The sequence below is a fragment of the Gilliamella sp. W8123 genome (assembly GCF_016101085.1).
In the GTDB taxonomy this organism is placed as follows: Bacteria; Pseudomonadota; Gammaproteobacteria; order Enterobacterales; family Orbaceae; genus Gilliamella; species Gilliamella apis.
The window spans coordinates 118997-135439 of sequence record NZ_JACFRE010000006.1; the positions used below are offsets into that span (position 1 = coordinate 118997).

A 16443-nucleotide genomic window follows, 5' to 3' on the forward strand; every position below is an offset into this window, starting at 1 on the left:
GCCATGACAACAGCACAAATACAGTTACCTAAAAAATTGATATCTGTGTTTGTAGCCGAAAATGTCAGGTATCGAGGAGCGTACGGCGGTCGAGGTAGCGCTAAAACCCGTACATTTGCATTAATGACGGCAATCAAAGGTTATCAATTTGCAGAAGCAGGAGTAAGCGGTGTAATACTGTGCGCTCGCGAGTTTATGAACTCGCTGGCTGATTCAAGCATGGAAGAAGTGAAACAGGCCATTCGCTCGGTTGATTGGTTAGCTGATTACTACGACATCGGTCAAAACTACATCAGAACCAGAAACGGGTTAGTTAGCTATGTGTTTTGTGGTTTACGTCACAATCTCGATAGCATCAAATCAAAAGCACGTATATTGCTATGCTGGGTTGATGAAGCGGAAAATGTTTCTGAAATGGCATGGCGAAAATTAACACCTACCGTTCGTGAAGATAATTCGGAAATATGGGTAACGTGGAATCCTGAAATAAAGGGAAGTCCGACCGATTTGAGATTTAGACAAAATCCTCCTGAAAATTCAACTATCGTTGAATTAAATTACAATGATAATCCGTTTTTCCCTGACGTTTTAGAGCAAGAGCGACTAAACGACCTAAAGCGTCTCGACTATGCCACTTATGCTTGGATATGGAAAGGCGCATATCTTGAAAATTCAGATAAACAAGTTTTAAGTGGTCGATATGTTGTTGAAGAATTTGATGACAACCTGCACAAACAAGCCGACCGTTTATTGTTCGGTGCTGATTTTGGCTTTGCTAATGACCCGAATACATTAATCCGCTCATTTATTCTAAATGATTGTCTGTATATAGAATATGAAGCGTACGGCGTTAACATCGAACTTGACGAAATGCCAACTTTTTATGATTCAGTGCCAGAAGCGAGAAAATGGCCAATCAAGGGCGATTGCTCACGACCTGAAACTATCAGTCATATCAAGCACAAAGGCTTTAATATTTCAGCCGCAAAAAAATGGCAAGGCAGTGTTGAGGATGGTATCGCATATCTGCGAGGGTTTAAGAAAATTATTATCCATCCTCGCTGTAAACACACCGCAGAAGAAGCAAGGCTGTATAGCTATAAAACTGACAGAATGACGGGTGAGGTGTTACCAATTATTGTTGATGCAAATAATCACTGCTGGGATGCTGTCCGGTACTCATTAGACGGTTACATTAAAAACAAATTATCAATTTTGGATGTGCTATGACACAAGCAAATTATATTACTGATTCAATGGAAAGCTTATTTACCTCGCTTGGTAACAAAAACGATTCGGTGAGATATTCGAATAAGAAAATATCTGACCGACAATTATTGAATATGTATAGCAGTTCGTGGCTTACAGGCAAATACATCGACAAAACAGCCGAGGATATGCTTAAACTACCAAGGGTGTTTAGCGGTGATTATGATGAAAATCTGCTAAAACTCGTTATCGAAAAAGAAAACCGATTAAAGCTAAACGAGACAAAAGAAAAATTTTTGGCGTTTAGCTCATTGCTTGGTGATGCGTTAATTGTCGCCATTACTGATGCTGATGATTTGTCGCAACCGCTATCAGATGTCGAGGATATACAGCGTTTCATCGTATTAACTAAAAATGAGTTTAATCCAGATAGTAATATTGATGATGATTTGAAATCAGCGAATTTCGGTAAACCAATTTACTACACAATCGGGAAGAATGATAAGGTCCATCATTCACGTTGTCACAGATTGAAACTTGGTAAATCAAAACTGACAGATAGAAATCAATTTGGCACATCTGATTTACAAAACAAATACAATGCTATCCGTTTGTTTGATACGACAATTACATGTATTGGCGATATTATTCAAGATAGTAATGTTGATGTGTTGTTTATTCCCGATCTGATAGCAAAAGTTGCTCAGGGTAAGGAAGATGATATTAGAAAGTTCATCAATCTAATTAATCATACTAAATCGTCAATGAATGCTATTGCACTAGATGCCGGTAATAGCGAGGCTCAAGGGCGCTGGGAGCAAAAAACAGCAACATACGGCGGTTTGTCTGAGGTTTTAACAAAACTTATTACCGTTACCGCGGGTGCGCTAGATAGACCGATTACGGTGTTATTTGGGCTGTCTGCTAGTGGGTTTTCGACTGGTGAAGAAGATTTAGAATCATATCACGGTACAATCAACGCACTACAAGAAAGCCGATTACGACCAGCTCAAGAATTTATCGATAAATTTATTCTCGATAAGATGATGCCGAACCACGGACTAACCTTTGAATACCCATCAATCAAAGTTGTCAATGAAGACAAGGAAGCCGCCAGATTTAGTCAATTTGCTAGTGCTTTTTCTGCTTTGGTTACTGCTAATATCATTTCTGATAAAGTTGCTCAAACCGAGTTAATCGCGCGCAAACTGCTAATTAACACTACAGAAGAGGATTTGAAAGATGGAGATTTATTCCCTACTACAGAATTCCCTACAGGGGCGTGATAGATTTTTACCATCGACAACTCCGAGCAAACGTGCCGAGGTCTATTATCGTAAGGCGCTCGCTGATTTCATCCGCACAATGGTTAACCGTATCACTACAGCACTGAGTAAAAAAAATCTAACGGATGCTGTAGCGATTAGTGATGATGATTATATTAATACACTCATTGAGGTTTTAGCGTCAATTGCTGGTGAGAGGATCGAGGATAAAGCCAAGATTTTGGCCACTCGATTCGTTGATAAGGTTCACTACCAAAACAAAACTCAGTTTACCCGAAATTTCCAAAATGCATTTGGCATTGATCTTTCAAGTATTATCGAAAAAGAAGTTTTGGGCGATACGTTAGCAGTAGCTATTCAGCAAAATGTCGAGCTAATAACATCAATCAAAAATGACTTTATCAATGACATTGGTTCAAATGTTTTCACAAACTACAAAAAGGGCTTTAGGCATGGCGAGCTAATTAATGAAATTCGCACAAGGGGCAATGTCTCGTACTCTCGTGCAAAACTCATTGCAAGAGACCAAACAGCCAAGATTAACGCTGATTTTGAAGAAGAGCGAAATAAAAAACTTGGTTTCGATATCTACAAATGGAAAGGCACAGGCGATGCGAGAGAACGAGACTCACACAAGGCTTTAAATAACATGCTGTGTAAGTATTCAGACCCCACAGTCTACTCAGATGATGAGGGTAAAACATGGAAAAAGCGCAAGTCAATTGGTGGTTATATCGGTAAATGTGGTGAGGACTATCAGTGCCGATGTTTAGCCATTCCTTACATTAAATTCTAATCAAAATTGATAAATCTATGCTCTTAACTGAGTAGGATTATTTACGTCTAAAAGAGGGCTTTATGGCTTGGGAAATAACACCGCAAGGCTACTTAAAAACAACCGCAAAAATCACAAAAGGATCGGTTTTGCAGTATTACGGGCATGAAATTGGATTAACGGACAGCAGAGCAAACAAGCTTGTTGATGTTAACCGCACAATTGAAGAACTCAGTAAACCCGACACGCTTAAATCGATTGACGGTATGCCAATCACTATCACACATCCCGATAAAAAGTCAGTTGATGCGACTGACTGGAAAAATAAAACAGTTGGGCATGTTCAAAATCCGAGAGCTGACGGTAATTACATTGTATGCGATGCATATATTCAAGATGCGTCAGCAATTGAGTTACTCAAAAACAAAGATATTCGCGAATTATCTGTTGGTTATGAGCCGGCGGATATTCAAGAAGAAAATGGAAAGTTTTATCACAAAAATATCAAAGTCAATCATGTTGCTATCGTTGCCGAAGGTCGCGCTGGCTCAGATTGTAGATTAAACGATAGTAAACCAAAAATAGGAGCAAATTTAATGCCTAAAAAAAATAAATTACTCGCATTGATTGATTCGTTTCGTAAACGTCTAAATGATGCGGAAGAGGAGTTGTCAAAAGAGGAAATCAATAAAATGATTGATGAACTCACAAAACAACTGGAAGAAGTTCAAGGTAAAGAAGATGAAGAATCAAAAGCCAAGGCTGATGAGCTTCAAAAACAAATCGATGAACTAAAAGCAAAGCTTGAAACTTTGAACGATGAAGAGCCAACAGCAGGCGAAGATGATAAGGACGCCCGAATTACTGCTTTAACAGCAGAGCTTGAACAAGTTAAGAAAGAGCGTGACGAATACAAAGCGCGCGTTGAAGAGCTTGAGGCTGAAAAAGACAAGGACAGCGTGATGAATGATGCTAAAGCACGATTCCCAAAAGTGAAGCTGAATGATGCTAAAAGCGGGCGTGATGTTCGTATCGGCGTGTTAGTCGATCACGGTATTTATACAAAAGAACAAGCATCAAAGTTAACTGATGCTGAAATTCGAGCAGCTTATGCTGGTCTAGTAGCTACAAGCGCTAAGAAAAACAAGGTTGTTTCAAGTCTACTTAATGATAGTCAGAGTAAACCGACAAAATCAGCGAGTAAACGTTTAGGAGGTAAATAATGGGTTACAGTTTTACGAGTTGGGATGCCGATACCGGCACAATGTTACCTGGTGCAATTTATCGTGTATCCAGTTCTGACAATAAAGTTTGGGGTGAAGAAAATCTAACAGGGAAAGAATTGTTAAGCGGTACGTTTGTAGCAGTTAACCCAGATGGCGGTATTAAACCTATCGAATCGGCTAATGATTTAATTCACGGCATTATTGTTCGTGATGTTTACGGTGATGTACATCCTGCCGATCGTCAAATCAATATTGGACATTTCTCACATGGTGATGCTGTCGTTGCGTTAGCTGTCGATGATGCGGAGCTAAAACGAGGTGATCGTGTTTATGTTGTCGCTTCAGGTGATGATGCAGGAAAAATCACAAATGTATCTGAGGGTAACCTTGATTTAGGTTATTGGGTTGAGCGTGTTAGTAACGGCAATCACTGCGCCGCAATCACGTTAGGCTATGCTCAATCAGTAAAAATTTAAGTAAAAGGAGCTAAAGCATAATGGCTTATGAAAATGTAGATTATAGTGACATTATTACAGAACAATTGTTAGAGCGTGATAATCAGTTACAAGAAAAAGAATTACCAGAAATTAACATCGGTGAAGCCGTTCCTGTCACAGAAGGGTTAGAGTTTGGTGTTGAGGAATTTGAATACGGTGTAACAGAGGTTCGAGGCTCTCTTGAAAATGGTGTTATTGGCATTAAAACAACGTCATTAGAAACCATTGATAGTGAAATCATATACAAAAAAACTCCCGTTACTCAATGGGCTAAGGGTTTAATTTATACACAGCAAGAAGTGGAAAAGGCTTTACGCTTAGATATTAATTTGACACTAAAAAAACAAAATGATCTATATTCTAATGCGCTGGCTACAATTCAATATGCAGGTTATTTAGGGCATAAACAATCTAAGGGGCAAGAAGGTTTATTAACAGGGAAAAAAATTGATATCCACTCTGTAAACAAATCATTTAAAGAGATGACTTGTGAGGAATGTGTGGAAGTGATTTTGTTAGTATACAGAAAAGTTTGGGAGCGCTCTAATTTTACTGTACAGCCAACTCATATTGCGATGGATGCATCAGATTTTATGGATTTAATGCAAAAGTTTGATCCAAATTCAACAATTGTTGGTGTTGATTTATTACCGATCGCCGCAATGGATAGAATCATGGCGGCATTGCGTAAAGCTTCAAAAAATGACAATTTCAATATTGAGTTTGTAAAAATTCCTGCTGATTATGCTAAGAAAGCTAAGCAAGGTGTTTCTCGATTAGTGGTTTATACCTACGACGAAGATTATTTAGAAATGAAGGTACATATGCCTGAACTTCTAGAAACCCACAGAAAAGACTTGCTTACATATCAAAGCGGTTATCGCTCGGCATTTAGCGGGGTAATGTGGAAAGAGCCTAATTCAGCGCAATATTTAGACTATAAATCTGCCGCCTAAAAATGGGGGTATTTATGCAATTTCGCAATGAATACCCTGAATTTAAAAATGTCGATGACAGCACAATCAATCATTTTTTAGAAAGTAGTGAGCTGGTAGTGAATAAAAAAGTTTGGGGCAAGTTGTACGAGCTTGGACTTTTTGCTTATACGGCACACAGATTGGCTGTCAAAGGCTTTTTGAATCAGGATTTAGACGGTAACACCATTTTTAATAATGGTGAAAATTTTAAATCAGTATCGAGCAAATCTGCTGGCGGTCTATCAATTGGTTACACATCTCAAAACACATCATCAGGCAATCCTAGTGACTACGATTTAACATCGACGTCATACGGTCAGGAATATTTACGATTACGCCGTTTAATAACGCCCATTGGGGTTATCGGATGAATGAACTAGAAATCGTAAAACGGCTAAAAGAAGTCATGAAGCGAGCTGAACAACTAAATCGTATTCAATTAGTTGTCGGTATTCCGAGCGATGAAACATCACGTGAGGATTCGGACGAAATAACTAATGCTGAACTAGGTGTTATTCACGAGTTCGGCGTACCTGAACGTGGCATTCCTGAACGGTCATTCATGCGCTCTACAGCATCCGAAGAGAGCGAAAATTTAGGAAATCTAACTAAAGTCGTGGTTTCTGAATGCTTATCTGGTCAAATTACACCGATAAAGGCTTTTTCTGAAATTGGCGTGTATCTAAAAGGGAAAATTGTAGACAAAATCACTGATGGAGAATTTCAACCTAATACAGCAGAAACAACTAGACGTAAATTAGCAACAGTTAAAGATAAGAGAAAGAAACGTGCACCCGATGCAAATAAACCATTGATCGATACTGGTCAATTAATGGGGGCGATAACTTATGAGGTCAGGGAAAAATGAAACGTGAACTAATATCCCAATTTTTAGGCGATCCCTTCTTTGCCACTAAAGTTAATTTTGATGGTTTGGGTGATATCACATGCATAATTCAGCCAGCTAGTAATGATGATTTGCAGATATTACCAGAGGGGGACAGATATAACCCAACTGTACGGGTGTTTTCACGTGCAAAGCTTGATAACACAATGATATTTCATCATCACGGCATGAGATACAAAATTATATCTAATTCAATATGGAGCGATTATGGCTATTACGACTGTCTCGCGACTCGATATGACGGCAGTCAGACGCACGATAGCGGAGGTTTTGACGTTACCTGAGGAGCTGGTATTTGATGCTAACAATATGCAGGACGTTTCAAAACTGGATAAATTTATCACTGTACTAAATGCGTATCAATCGGATATCGGTACTGAGGTTAAATTTAACGGTACAGATGAAGAAGAAATAGCATCAACTCTCAGAGAGGTTACTATCTCAATCAATGCATACGGTAAGAATGCGTACGATATGCTGTGCAAATTAACCGAATCAATGCGATTAACAGCGGTTTGGCAGAGATTGAAGCGCTTAGGTATGGGATATCTAAGATGCTCGCAAATTCGAAGTCTGCCGACAACTATCGCAGGTGGCAAAGAACAGCGTGCGCAGGTCGATCTTACATTTTCAATTAATCCGATCGTCAAGGCTCAATTGAGGCGTGGCGATACAGTAAATTTCAATTTAAATAGAGGGTAATAATGAGTTTACCAATCAGCCAAGTTGTAGATGTAACACTACAACAATCACCGCGGGGCGCACAAAAACGCGACCTTAGTGTCGTTGCTATTTTCACTAGTGAAATGTGCGATGAATTTACTAACCCCGATACTCGCTATATTGTTGTGTCAGATACAAACCAAGTAGCGTCATTATTCGGAACTAATTCAGATGTGTACAAAGCGGCATCGGCGTTATTTTCTGCAAGACCGAAGCCAAAAACGGCGCTAATAGCTAAATATATGCGGGATAGTGTAACAACACAGGCTATCAGTTCAAAAATCAACGGTTCTGCATTAGCTGTAAGCTACATTCAGTTCAAAAATATCACCGATGGATATTTTTCATTTTATTTTGACGGTGTAAAAATTGATGCTACAGGGTTTGATTTTACTTCAGTGTCAAGTATGAATGACGTAGCGAACATTATTAACGCCAAGCTTGAGGATGTTGGTGTTAAATTTATCTATGATGCCGTTGGTAGCCGTTTTATTTTGTCATCATCAACAGAAGGGAAAGGCGCTAATTTCGGCTATGTATTTAATGCTGAATTGGACGGTACATATATCGGTGGTATGACTAATCTTATCGATGGCAAGGGTACGTTAATTAACGGTGAAGACGCTACAACTTATAACAGGGAAACGCCAGCGGAGGCCTTGAGCAAATTACAAAATCAATATCAGAACTGGTACGGCGTTTATTTTGCTAACACGATTACAGATAGTGAATTGGTTGAGGCTCATGACTGGGTTGTCGCTCAAGGTGTCGAAAATGCTAAAGTCATGGCGTTTACTGAAACACGAACTGCTAACATTGAATATACTGATGATAACGTACTTAAAACGCTATCCAAAAGAAATAGTGGACGTTTAATGGTTCAGTATAACAATAAGGGCAATACTCACGCCGCCGCCGAACTTATGGGTATTGCACTAACAACAGTTTGGACGGGTGTTAATACTGCAAAAACAGTTAAATTTAAACAACAAGCAAGCGTGACCTCAGATGACAAAATCACGGTTAATGAGGCTACAAAATGCCGCCGTTTAGGTATCAATTATTACACTGATTACGCAGGCGTTAATATGCTAGCAGAAGGTGTGATGATTGGTGGCACGTTCATTGATGAAACAACTGGATTAGATGCATTTATTAATGCTGTACAGGTTCAGGCGTTTAACACGTTACAAGGTCAGCCTACCAAAATCCCACAAACCGATCGAGGCCAAGAAATTTTAATCAGTTCAATTAAGATTATCGGTGAACAGTTTAAAAATAACGGATTCTTAGGCCTAGGTAAATGGACTTTAACTGATCTGGGTGAACTATCATACGGTGATCAAATTAACGGCTATTATTTCTATTCGGATTCATTCGAAATGCAAGATACCGCAGATAGAGAGGCTCGAAAAATGATGCCGATCAATTGTGCGCTAAAACTTGCTGGTGCAGGTCATAGCGTTGATATCATTGTACAATTTAACAGGTAAAAATTTATGTCTAAATCATTTTCAATGGAAGACGCCGTGCTAGTAATAGACGGCTACGAAATTACAGGATATGAGAATGCGCAGGATTCCATTAGTATTGCGCCTATCGGTGATGACGGCGATATCACGTACGGTATTAACGGAAAAGGCGTTTTTGTTCACTCATGCAATCGTGGTGCAACTATAACCATCAAAACATTGCAACACTCAGAAACTAACGAAAAATTAAATCAATCACGTAATTCTCAAATTAACAATCCAACAACCGCAACAGGTAAATTAATCACATACAAAGACCTGCGCAATGGTGATGAATTCCTATTAACTGGTTGCTGGTTTACTACTCCACCTACGCACGCACGGGGAACATCTCACAACGGCGTAACGTGGACATTCAAGGCAACTAAAGCAGAGTACAATATTAAGGGCGGTTTATAATGCAAAATACAGATTTTATCCTAGATGATATAACCTACACATTTCGACAAGCGGATTTTTTTAAAGCGAACAAATACCTAAAAAAATTAACAGCCTTACTAAAAGGCTGTTTTTCATTGGACGGCAATAAAACAGGTTTTGATTTTGGTCAACTAGCATCGAATATCGGTACCGAACAGTTTGAGGAAATAGAAAAATTTATCCTTACCTATATTACCGCTATTGATGAAGACGGAAAAACAGTTCTATTCCAAAAACCTCAAGAAATAAGTGACTTTTTTAACACTCATCGAAGCCATTACTATCAAGTTATTGTTGAGGGTCTAAAGTTTCATTTTTTGGGTTTTTTACCAAGTGGGATTGCGTCCAAGCTAAATACAGCCAACTTGGAGGAGATAGCACAGAGAGCGATGTAGATTGGTTTGTATGGGGCGTTATCGTAAATAAATATGCAACGCTCCACGAACTCAGGACGGTTTATTCTCTTGATGATGTTATTGATATGCATAATGTGATAGCTGAAATGAGATTAGCAGAAAAACGGCAAAACGAGGCGTGATATGTTATTGGAAGAATTTTTAATTAAAATTGGCGTTGACGCATCAAAAGCTGGCGAGATTGCAAAGGTGGTTAACACCCTGCAAACAGGCGCTAATCAGCTATCAAATGCAACCAATAAAATGCAAAGTGATGTAAACCGAGCTATCAAAGAAACAAATAAATCGACAAAAGAAGCAGGGAACGCCGCTAACAAAACAAAATCTAAATTATTTTCGTTAAGGCTTATTCTTGTCTCATTAGCGGCGGCGGCGGTTCTTTATGGCAAAAAATTAGTCAGAGCATTTAATAGCGCTATTGATAAAGCAAAAGAGCTGGCGACCAAAAAAGATACACTATTTAAAATATCTAAAAAGGAGTTGCAACAGGCCAATCAATACAAACGAGAAATGGATAAAACAGGGCTCGCAATTGATAGCATTAAAACTAAAATTGCCTTAAACTTAGCGCCCACTTTAACTAATTTAATTGGTGGATTTCGTAACTGGTTAACAATCAATAAAGAACTGGTCGCTAGCGGTATCACTAAAATTATTAAAGCCATTGGTATGGCGATTCAGGTGGTTGTGAATTTTATCAAATTTCTCGATATGGTAATCACTAATACTATCGGCTGGAAAAACGCAATCATTGCCTTTACTATTGCGTGGGCAATTCTAAATCGGGCATTTTTGTTTAGTCCAATTGGCATTGTTATTATGTTATTAACTGGATTAATGTTGCTGATTGATGATCTAATGGTCTACATGAATGGCGGTAACAGTCTTTTTGGCTCGTATTGGGAACCTTTTATCGATGGCGCAAAATCAGCTTGGCGGTTTGTCAAAGATGTTTGGGAATTGATTAAGGCGCTGTGGGAGGGTGACAGCGAAAAAGTTAAATTATTATCAAATCGACTTTTTACAGCATTAATAAATGGTATTAAATCACTTTTTTCAAAAATCAAATCAGCATTAGCTAATTTGTTTAAAAATATATTGATGTTTTTTGGCATGTCAGAAAAAGACGCAAAAAAAACAGTCAATAGAATTGGCAAAATTTTTGGTTTTATTTTTGATGTAATAACTTTTCCATTTAGGATGGCTTATAAAGCGATATGCGCAATCATGGATTGGCTGGGTATTGATGCTGGTGATGTAGTTAATGGTATTGCCGCAATATTCAAGGCAATCTGGGACTTTATAACATGGCCATTTAAAGCGGCTTGGAAATTTGTAAATAATTTATTTGATATTTGGGAGGATGATACAACCTCAGTAACAGATAAAATAGGCAAAACACTGTGGGAAATTTGGGACTTTATAACATCACCATTCAAAACCGCATGGGATTTTGTAAAAAATCTATTCAAAGGCTGGATTGATGATAGTGAAGATACAGTAAAGAAATTTGGTAAAAAGTTTATAGAAGCACACAAAGCTATCACTAAGCCTTTTGAGGACGCAATCAAATGGATAAAAGATAATTTTTTCAGCTTCATTGATACCGTCGGCGGGAAAATTAAAGGGGCATTATCATGGACGGGGTTATTTGATGATGACGATGACGATGACAAAGCGGTTTTAGTTAAACGTCAAAATCAATTAAAGCTCAATCCCGCCCTATCTGCCAGTGCTGGCATAGCAGTACCCAATAAAAACATTAGCAACAATAACGCTGTCACAATCAATAACACAATGAACGTGACAACACCACAGGAAGGCTTGAACAACTTAAATAGTTTAGCGGCTGGAGAAATCCAGAAAATAGCTGACAATTCAAAAACTGCACTAGGATCTAACTAATGTTTCAATCTATATTAAATAAATCAGCATCAAACACAGGTTTGATAATTACAGAGGCTGGCACGTTCAGCCTCGATATTAACACCGTAGAACAACATACATCAAAGCTGAGAGTAACAGAAAACCCCATCGAGAATGGAGCTAATATTGCAGACCATGCAGTGTTAGATCCTAAGGAAGTTACGGTAAATGGATTAGTGGTTGGCTATGAAACTAACACATTTTCATTTGATAATGCTCTTGGTGTTAACCTATCTGAGTATCCGCTACCAATGGAGGTGAAAGTTGTTACTGCTCAGGCTGAAAATTTGATTAATCGTTATGCATCACACATTAAAACGGCTGAAAAAGTTGTTAATAATGTTGTTGCTGATTTTCTCCCCGATTATCAATCGCCATTACTCAATAATCTATCATCAGACCGCATCAGTGATGCTTACGAAAAACTGTTAGCAATACAACGTAGCGGTGAGCCAGTTACGTTACAGACAAATTCACGGCAATATAAAAATATGGTCATAACCTCCGTAGGACTGACTCAAAAACAAAACACGGTTGGCGAGTTTATCATAACCTTTCGTGAGATATTTATCGTCGAAACTCAAATTGCAAATGGTTTTAAAATGCAAAAGCCGAAAGTGAGAAATTTGGGTAGAACTCAGCCGCAAGAGGTGAAGCAAGAATCTATTTTGGAGATTGGAGCTGAAGTAGCTACTGGGAAAAAAGTATAAAATGCACATTATACAGACAACATCAGATGATGTATTAGAGCAATCATTCTCACTATACAACATGAATCTAAAATTAACATTGAGATATAACGCAGTATTACGTGGCTATCAATTTGATTTATTCAATATAGATAAAGATGAATATATTACAAAAAATAAAGGGCTATCAGTCGGTAGTCCATCTCTCATTGAATTTAATTTACCGTTTGTGTTAGTACTGAAAGACAAATTAGGACTAGGTGCTAACTCAACATCTAAAGCTGATTTTAACAATCGAATGCAATTGATGATTATGGAAAAAGGAGAGTGGCGTGCGTCAATTCGGCAGGGTTTTAGAGCTTAAAATAGGTAATCGCAAAGAGAGTATTGTTATTAATAACCTTCGTGTTACTTTTTCTATCAAAAAGACCCTAACCTCAGAGCCTAACACGGGTGAAATTTCGGTTTACAACCTCAACGATTCTAATCGTAATTTAATTACGGGCAAACAGTACACTTTTTTAGAGTTATCAGTCTGTTATAAAGATGATGTTTTGCGTTTAATTTTTTGTGGCGATATTTTAAAGGTTGAGAATAAGATTGCTGGACAAGACATTATAACAACTATGAAATGCGCTGACGGTCACCGAGCTTATACCGAAAAAACTATTATTAAAACAATGCAAAAAGGGCAAAAAGATAGCGATTTTTTGAATGAGGCTGTAAGTAGTTTTGGTGTTCAACGAGGTAGCATAAACTTACCTAATGACAGGGTTTTGCCAAGAGGCAAGGTTATGATGTGCGATACTCGTGACGTTATGCATAAAATAGCGATCAACAATAATGCTGATTGGTCTATTCAAGATGATCAACTAGTTGTTATTCCGAAAGATAGAGCGCTTGCAAATAATGAAGGATGGATAATTTCAAGAACTACAGGAATGATTGGCAGTCCGCAAAAGACGGATAAAGGGCTTGAAGTCACGACTTTGTGCAATCCGCAATATCGCATAGGATCGCTTGTTCGTGTTGAATCAAAATTAACCGAATATAACGGTGACTATAAAGTAAAATCGATAGAACACAACGGGGATTTAGGCGGTACTAATTGGCATAGTAAATTAGTATGCGAGGGCGGAAAATTTGAAAAACAATGATTCTTTTGCTATTTTGTTTCTGTTCAAATAAATGGAAATGAAACATGAAAAAAATAATTGCTTTAACTGTGCTGACTCTACTTAGTTTTAACGCATTTGCTAATGATAATGCGAAAAGACTTACTGAGCAGATTATAAAAGAAGATATAGCTATTTTTAGAAATGATGGGAATTCAAATATTCGTCATGTGATACCCAGAGTAAATGCATCTCAATTAATCAATGAATATAGCAATAATCAATACAAATATGAGAAGACATATAATAATCAGATTATTAATATCAAAACTGTTGCATCGGGTGTAAAAACCGATTTAAGCGGTGATCCTTTTGTTGTTGCCAATGGTAAAAATCAATTTGAATATGTATCACTTGAATTGAAAAATAAAGATGACGCAATGAATATTAACAAGGGTAACAAGCTAGATTTAATCTGTGTCGGTACTAAAGATAATGTTATGTTTCCAATTTTAAAAAATTGTGTAACGTCCGATAGTTATTTTAAAAAATATCTTGAAGTAACAATGTCAAAAATCAATAAATTAGAAAAAGACGATAAACCGTCATCACCGATTGAAGTTTTTTATTTAGCGTTGTGGAAATTCGATATTCAAAAACCTAATGTATTAGATAGATACAAAACATCTAAAGATCTCAGGAACGACAAACCAATCTTTGATGAGATAATAGCATTAGTTAAATCTAGCATAACAGAAGAAAACCAAACTTCTGTAATGCCAAAGCCTTAAAAAGCCCGAAAGGGCTTTATTCAATCTTGATATCAGCAAGAAGACGACCTCTATAATAATCACAAGTGCAATTTTGATTAATTAATGCTACGTAATCGGTGTCTGCAGATATAGTTTTTTTATCCATAGAAATACACCAATCACAGTCTCTAGCATCACCCACGTTTAAAACTTTGATGTTCTTTATTTTTAACTCTTTTATTTTTTCTAATTCTTCATTCAAGCTAACTTTATTTCTAGCTGAATATACTAAATTTAGAATTATATTTTTTGGATTGCTTTCATTATCAAGCGCATCATCAGTTAAAACGCTAATAATTTTTTTATGAATCTTCATTCTTGAATTAAGGTTTAATGATTTCTTTTCTTCAAGAGTTAAAAACTCATCACCAAAATTTGGGGTGGATAATAAATTAAAATCATTGATTAAAGTTGGTTTTGCATCTTCCTTTATTAAAGTGCTTCGAGATATTTCAAATTGTAGCATTTTTTCGAAGTTTGTTGTTTGAGTTATAGCAACTATTGGCTCTTGTTTTAAAGTTGCTGGTTTTTCCTTATTCAATCCAAATAATTTTTTTAGAAAATTCATAAAAACATTAATTATAGTTGTTCGTTTTTTGACTATAGCATAACTGACTTGACTGTAAACATATTTTAAGTTAAATTTGTATTCAGGTGCTCAAAACACTAACTCAAAGCGGAAACCGCGCCCGATAGTTTATGCGGTATTTTTATATCCAGATTTTATGATCGGGAGTGAGACTAATAAAATACTCGAAAGAGAAATACGTCCGCTGACTTTGAGCAGTTTTGAGCTCCTGATCGCCCACTCAAAATGGGTCTAACAATAAAACTCAAAGGATGTAGAAATGAACACACAATTAGAAACAATTCAGTTTCACAATCAATCTTTAATCGTACTCAATCACGAAAACAAACCATATATTGCCATGAAACCTGTGTGTGAAAATATAGGTCTAGATTGGCATGCCCAACTTAACAGAATCAATCGCCACAATGTTTTAAATAAAGGTGTCGTCATGATAGCGACACCCACTAAGGGAGGCATACAAAAGCTTGCTTGTCTTCCCATTTCAATGATTAACGGTTGGCTATTTGGAATCGATACTAATCGAGTAAAACCAGAAATTAGGCAAAAATTAGAACAATACCAGTTAGAGTGTTTTGACGTTCTCTATAATCATTTCATGCCGAAAGTAGCGCAACAGTATCCTAATACTATTTCAGTTGAACAACAGCAAGCAATCAAACAAGCCGTAAATGAACGCTCATATCGAACAGGTGAACATCATCAAGCAATTTATACTAAATTCTATGAGCAATTCAAAGTGCCTCGCTATCAAGAGTTGCCCGCTAGTAAATTTGACGAGGCTATTAAGTGGTTGGGTGGTATTCACTCTCGCAATGGATTGTCTGATGAAGATTGGTACGACTTAGCTTGGCTTTATAAAGTAGCAGATAGAATGCGTTCTCAAATTGAGCTTATCGAGCCAGCCCTTAGGGCAATTGATTCTAGTTTTGTCAGTGCATTTCACTCAATGGCAATCGAGTACAAACGAAATTTACATAGTGCAAAATTAATTATTGAGCGAGAAACAGCACATATTAACGCAAAAAATATAATAGACAAATGGAATAATGTATTGCCAGTAATTAGACATCATTAGTTAGTTAACCCTTTTTTTACCGACAAATATAATTCATTTAAAATCAAATAGTTATAAATAGGTGTAAAAAAAGGGTTTTTAGCTACAAATTGGTTATTATTCTTTTTCTGAACAAAGTTTATTGTGTATAATGTTCTAGTTTACTGCCGTGTAGGCAGCTTAGAAAAGTTAGAGTGTTTTGACGTTCTCTATAACCATGTTTACTGCCGTGTAGGTAGTTTAGAAATAAATACAATACTAATTATGAAATTGATTTTGATAAAATT

The 16443-nt window shown here is 37.1% G+C and carries 19 protein-coding genes; 18 read left to right on the plus strand and 1 reads right to left on the minus strand.

Annotated features, from left to right (window positions below):
- Positions 1 to 3 precede the first annotated feature (3 nt).
- The 17 genes from H3T56_RS08825 (at position 4) to H3T56_RS08905 (ending at position 14489) form a co-directional block, all read left to right on the plus strand.
- Positions 4 to 1230, plus strand: coding sequence for a PBSX family phage terminase large subunit (locus H3T56_RS08825; RefSeq protein WP_198192650.1), 1227 nt, complete (start codon positions 4 to 6; stop codon positions 1228 to 1230).
- A complete protein-coding gene (locus H3T56_RS08830) occupies positions 1227 to 2495 on the plus strand; it encodes a DUF1073 domain-containing protein (RefSeq protein WP_198192651.1) in 1269 nt (422 codons plus the stop codon). The genes H3T56_RS08825 and H3T56_RS08830 overlap by 4 nt, the downstream gene beginning before the upstream one ends.
- The gene (locus H3T56_RS08835; RefSeq protein WP_198192652.1) at positions 2452 to 3291 is read left to right on the plus strand and encodes a phage minor head protein; all 840 of its coding nucleotides are present in this window, start codon (positions 2452 to 2454) and stop codon (positions 3289 to 3291) included. Before H3T56_RS08830 ends, H3T56_RS08835 begins: the two co-directional genes overlap by 44 nt.
- A 62-nt stretch (positions 3292 to 3353) precedes the next feature.
- Positions 3354 to 4493, plus strand: coding sequence for a DUF2213 domain-containing protein (locus tag H3T56_RS08840; protein WP_198192653.1), 1140 nt, complete (start codon positions 3354 to 3356; stop codon positions 4491 to 4493).
- Positions 4493 to 4972, plus strand: a complete 480-nt coding sequence (locus H3T56_RS08845) for a hypothetical protein (protein WP_198192654.1) — start codon at positions 4493 to 4495, stop codon at positions 4970 to 4972. Before H3T56_RS08840 ends, H3T56_RS08845 begins: the two co-directional genes overlap by 1 nt.
- 20 nt (positions 4973 to 4992) lie before the next feature.
- Positions 4993 to 5949 carry a major capsid family protein gene (locus H3T56_RS08850; RefSeq protein WP_198192660.1) on the plus strand — a complete coding sequence of 319 codons (957 nt, stop codon included), beginning with the start codon at positions 4993 to 4995 and terminating at the stop codon, positions 5947 to 5949.
- Positions 5950 to 5963: 14 nt separating this feature from the next.
- Positions 5964 to 6341, plus strand: coding sequence for a DUF4054 domain-containing protein (locus tag H3T56_RS08855; protein WP_198192662.1), 378 nt, complete (start codon positions 5964 to 5966; stop codon positions 6339 to 6341).
- Complete coding sequence (locus H3T56_RS08860; protein WP_198192664.1) at positions 6338 to 6838, plus strand: hypothetical protein; 501 nt, start codon at positions 6338 to 6340, stop codon at positions 6836 to 6838. The genes H3T56_RS08855 and H3T56_RS08860 overlap by 4 nt, the downstream gene beginning before the upstream one ends.
- A gap of 246 nt (positions 6839 to 7084) precedes the next feature.
- On the plus strand, positions 7085 to 7579 hold the full coding sequence (locus H3T56_RS08865) for a hypothetical protein (RefSeq protein ID WP_198192666.1): 495 nt from the start codon (positions 7085 to 7087) through the stop codon (positions 7577 to 7579).
- A 2-nt stretch (positions 7580 to 7581) separates the two neighbouring features.
- Positions 7582 to 9093 carry a DUF3383 domain-containing protein gene (locus H3T56_RS08870; protein ID WP_198192667.1) on the plus strand — a complete coding sequence of 504 codons (1512 nt, stop codon included), beginning with the start codon at positions 7582 to 7584 and terminating at the stop codon, positions 9091 to 9093.
- Between the two features lie 6 nt (positions 9094 to 9099).
- Positions 9100 to 9531, plus strand: coding sequence for a phage protein (locus H3T56_RS08875; RefSeq protein WP_198192669.1), 432 nt, complete (start codon positions 9100 to 9102; stop codon positions 9529 to 9531).
- Positions 9531 to 9947: a phage tail assembly chaperone gene (locus H3T56_RS08880; RefSeq protein ID WP_198192671.1), complete on the plus strand. Its 417-nt coding sequence runs from the start codon at positions 9531 to 9533 to the stop codon at positions 9945 to 9947. Before H3T56_RS08875 ends, H3T56_RS08880 begins: the two co-directional genes overlap by 1 nt.
- Before the next feature lie 144 nt (positions 9948 to 10091).
- The gene (locus tag H3T56_RS08885; protein ID WP_198192673.1) at positions 10092 to 11873 is read left to right on the plus strand and encodes a hypothetical protein; all 1782 of its coding nucleotides are present in this window, start codon (positions 10092 to 10094) and stop codon (positions 11871 to 11873) included.
- Entirely contained in the window at positions 11873 to 12604 is a 732-nt protein-coding gene (locus H3T56_RS08890) for a phage baseplate protein (protein WP_198192674.1), read from the plus strand. The genes H3T56_RS08885 and H3T56_RS08890 overlap by 1 nt, the downstream gene beginning before the upstream one ends.
- A 1-nt stretch (position 12605) precedes the next feature.
- Entirely contained in the window at positions 12606 to 12947 is a 342-nt protein-coding gene (locus tag H3T56_RS08895) for a hypothetical protein (RefSeq protein ID WP_198192676.1), read from the plus strand.
- Positions 12916 to 13740 carry a hypothetical protein gene (locus H3T56_RS08900; RefSeq protein WP_198192677.1) on the plus strand — a complete coding sequence of 275 codons (825 nt, stop codon included), beginning with the start codon at positions 12916 to 12918 and terminating at the stop codon, positions 13738 to 13740. Before H3T56_RS08895 ends, H3T56_RS08900 begins: the two co-directional genes overlap by 32 nt.
- A 44-nt stretch (positions 13741 to 13784) precedes the next feature.
- Positions 13785 to 14489: a hypothetical protein gene (locus H3T56_RS08905; RefSeq protein ID WP_198192678.1), complete on the plus strand. Its 705-nt coding sequence runs from the start codon at positions 13785 to 13787 to the stop codon at positions 14487 to 14489.
- 16 nt (positions 14490 to 14505) lie between these two features.
- Here H3T56_RS08905 and H3T56_RS08910 read toward each other — a convergent pair whose 3' ends face one another.
- Positions 14506 to 15078, minus strand: a complete 573-nt coding sequence (locus tag H3T56_RS08910) for a hypothetical protein (protein WP_198192679.1) — start codon at positions 15076 to 15078, stop codon at positions 14506 to 14508.
- 280 nt (positions 15079 to 15358) lie between these two features.
- Between H3T56_RS08910 and H3T56_RS08915 the strand changes: the two genes are divergently transcribed.
- Positions 15359 to 16177, plus strand: a complete 819-nt coding sequence (locus H3T56_RS08915) for a phage antirepressor N-terminal domain-containing protein (protein WP_198192680.1) — start codon at positions 15359 to 15361, stop codon at positions 16175 to 16177.
- Positions 16178 to 16443: the final 266 nt, after the last annotated feature.

Coding starts and splice junctions, on each gene's coding strand:
- H3T56_RS08855 (WP_198192662.1), top strand. CDS start 5,964: ATGCAATTTCGCAATGAATACCCTGAATTTAAAAATGTCGATGACAGC.
- H3T56_RS08915 (WP_198192680.1), top strand. CDS start 15,359: ATGAACACACAATTAGAAACAATTCAGTTTCACAATCAATCTTTAATC.
- H3T56_RS08825 (WP_198192650.1), top strand. CDS start 4: ATGACAACAGCACAAATACAGTTACCTAAAAAATTGATATCTGTGTTT.
- H3T56_RS08890 (WP_198192674.1), top strand. CDS start 11,873: ATGTTTCAATCTATATTAAATAAATCAGCATCAAACACAGGTTTGATA.
- H3T56_RS08875 (WP_198192669.1), top strand. CDS start 9,100: ATGTCTAAATCATTTTCAATGGAAGACGCCGTGCTAGTAATAGACGGC.
- H3T56_RS08885 (WP_198192673.1), top strand. CDS start 10,092: ATGTTATTGGAAGAATTTTTAATTAAAATTGGCGTTGACGCATCAAAA.
- H3T56_RS08905 (WP_198192678.1), top strand. CDS start 13,785: ATGAAAAAAATAATTGCTTTAACTGTGCTGACTCTACTTAGTTTTAAC.
- H3T56_RS08870 (WP_198192667.1), top strand. CDS start 7,582: ATGAGTTTACCAATCAGCCAAGTTGTAGATGTAACACTACAACAATCA.
- H3T56_RS08840 (WP_198192653.1), top strand. CDS start 3,354: ATGGCTTGGGAAATAACACCGCAAGGCTACTTAAAAACAACCGCAAAA.
- H3T56_RS08850 (WP_198192660.1), top strand. CDS start 4,993: ATGGCTTATGAAAATGTAGATTATAGTGACATTATTACAGAACAATTG.
- H3T56_RS08830 (WP_198192651.1), top strand. CDS start 1,227: ATGACACAAGCAAATTATATTACTGATTCAATGGAAAGCTTATTTACC.
- H3T56_RS08865 (WP_198192666.1), top strand. CDS start 7,085: ATGGCTATTACGACTGTCTCGCGACTCGATATGACGGCAGTCAGACGC.
- H3T56_RS08880 (WP_198192671.1), top strand. CDS start 9,531: ATGCAAAATACAGATTTTATCCTAGATGATATAACCTACACATTTCGA.
- H3T56_RS08835 (WP_198192652.1), top strand. CDS start 2,452: ATGGAGATTTATTCCCTACTACAGAATTCCCTACAGGGGCGTGATAGA.
- H3T56_RS08845 (WP_198192654.1), top strand. CDS start 4,493: ATGGGTTACAGTTTTACGAGTTGGGATGCCGATACCGGCACAATGTTA.
- H3T56_RS08895 (WP_198192676.1), top strand. CDS start 12,606: ATGCACATTATACAGACAACATCAGATGATGTATTAGAGCAATCATTC.
- H3T56_RS08860 (WP_198192664.1), top strand. CDS start 6,338: ATGAATGAACTAGAAATCGTAAAACGGCTAAAAGAAGTCATGAAGCGA.
- H3T56_RS08910 (WP_198192679.1), bottom strand. CDS start 15,078: ATGAATTTTCTAAAAAAATTATTTGGATTGAATAAGGAAAAACCAGCA.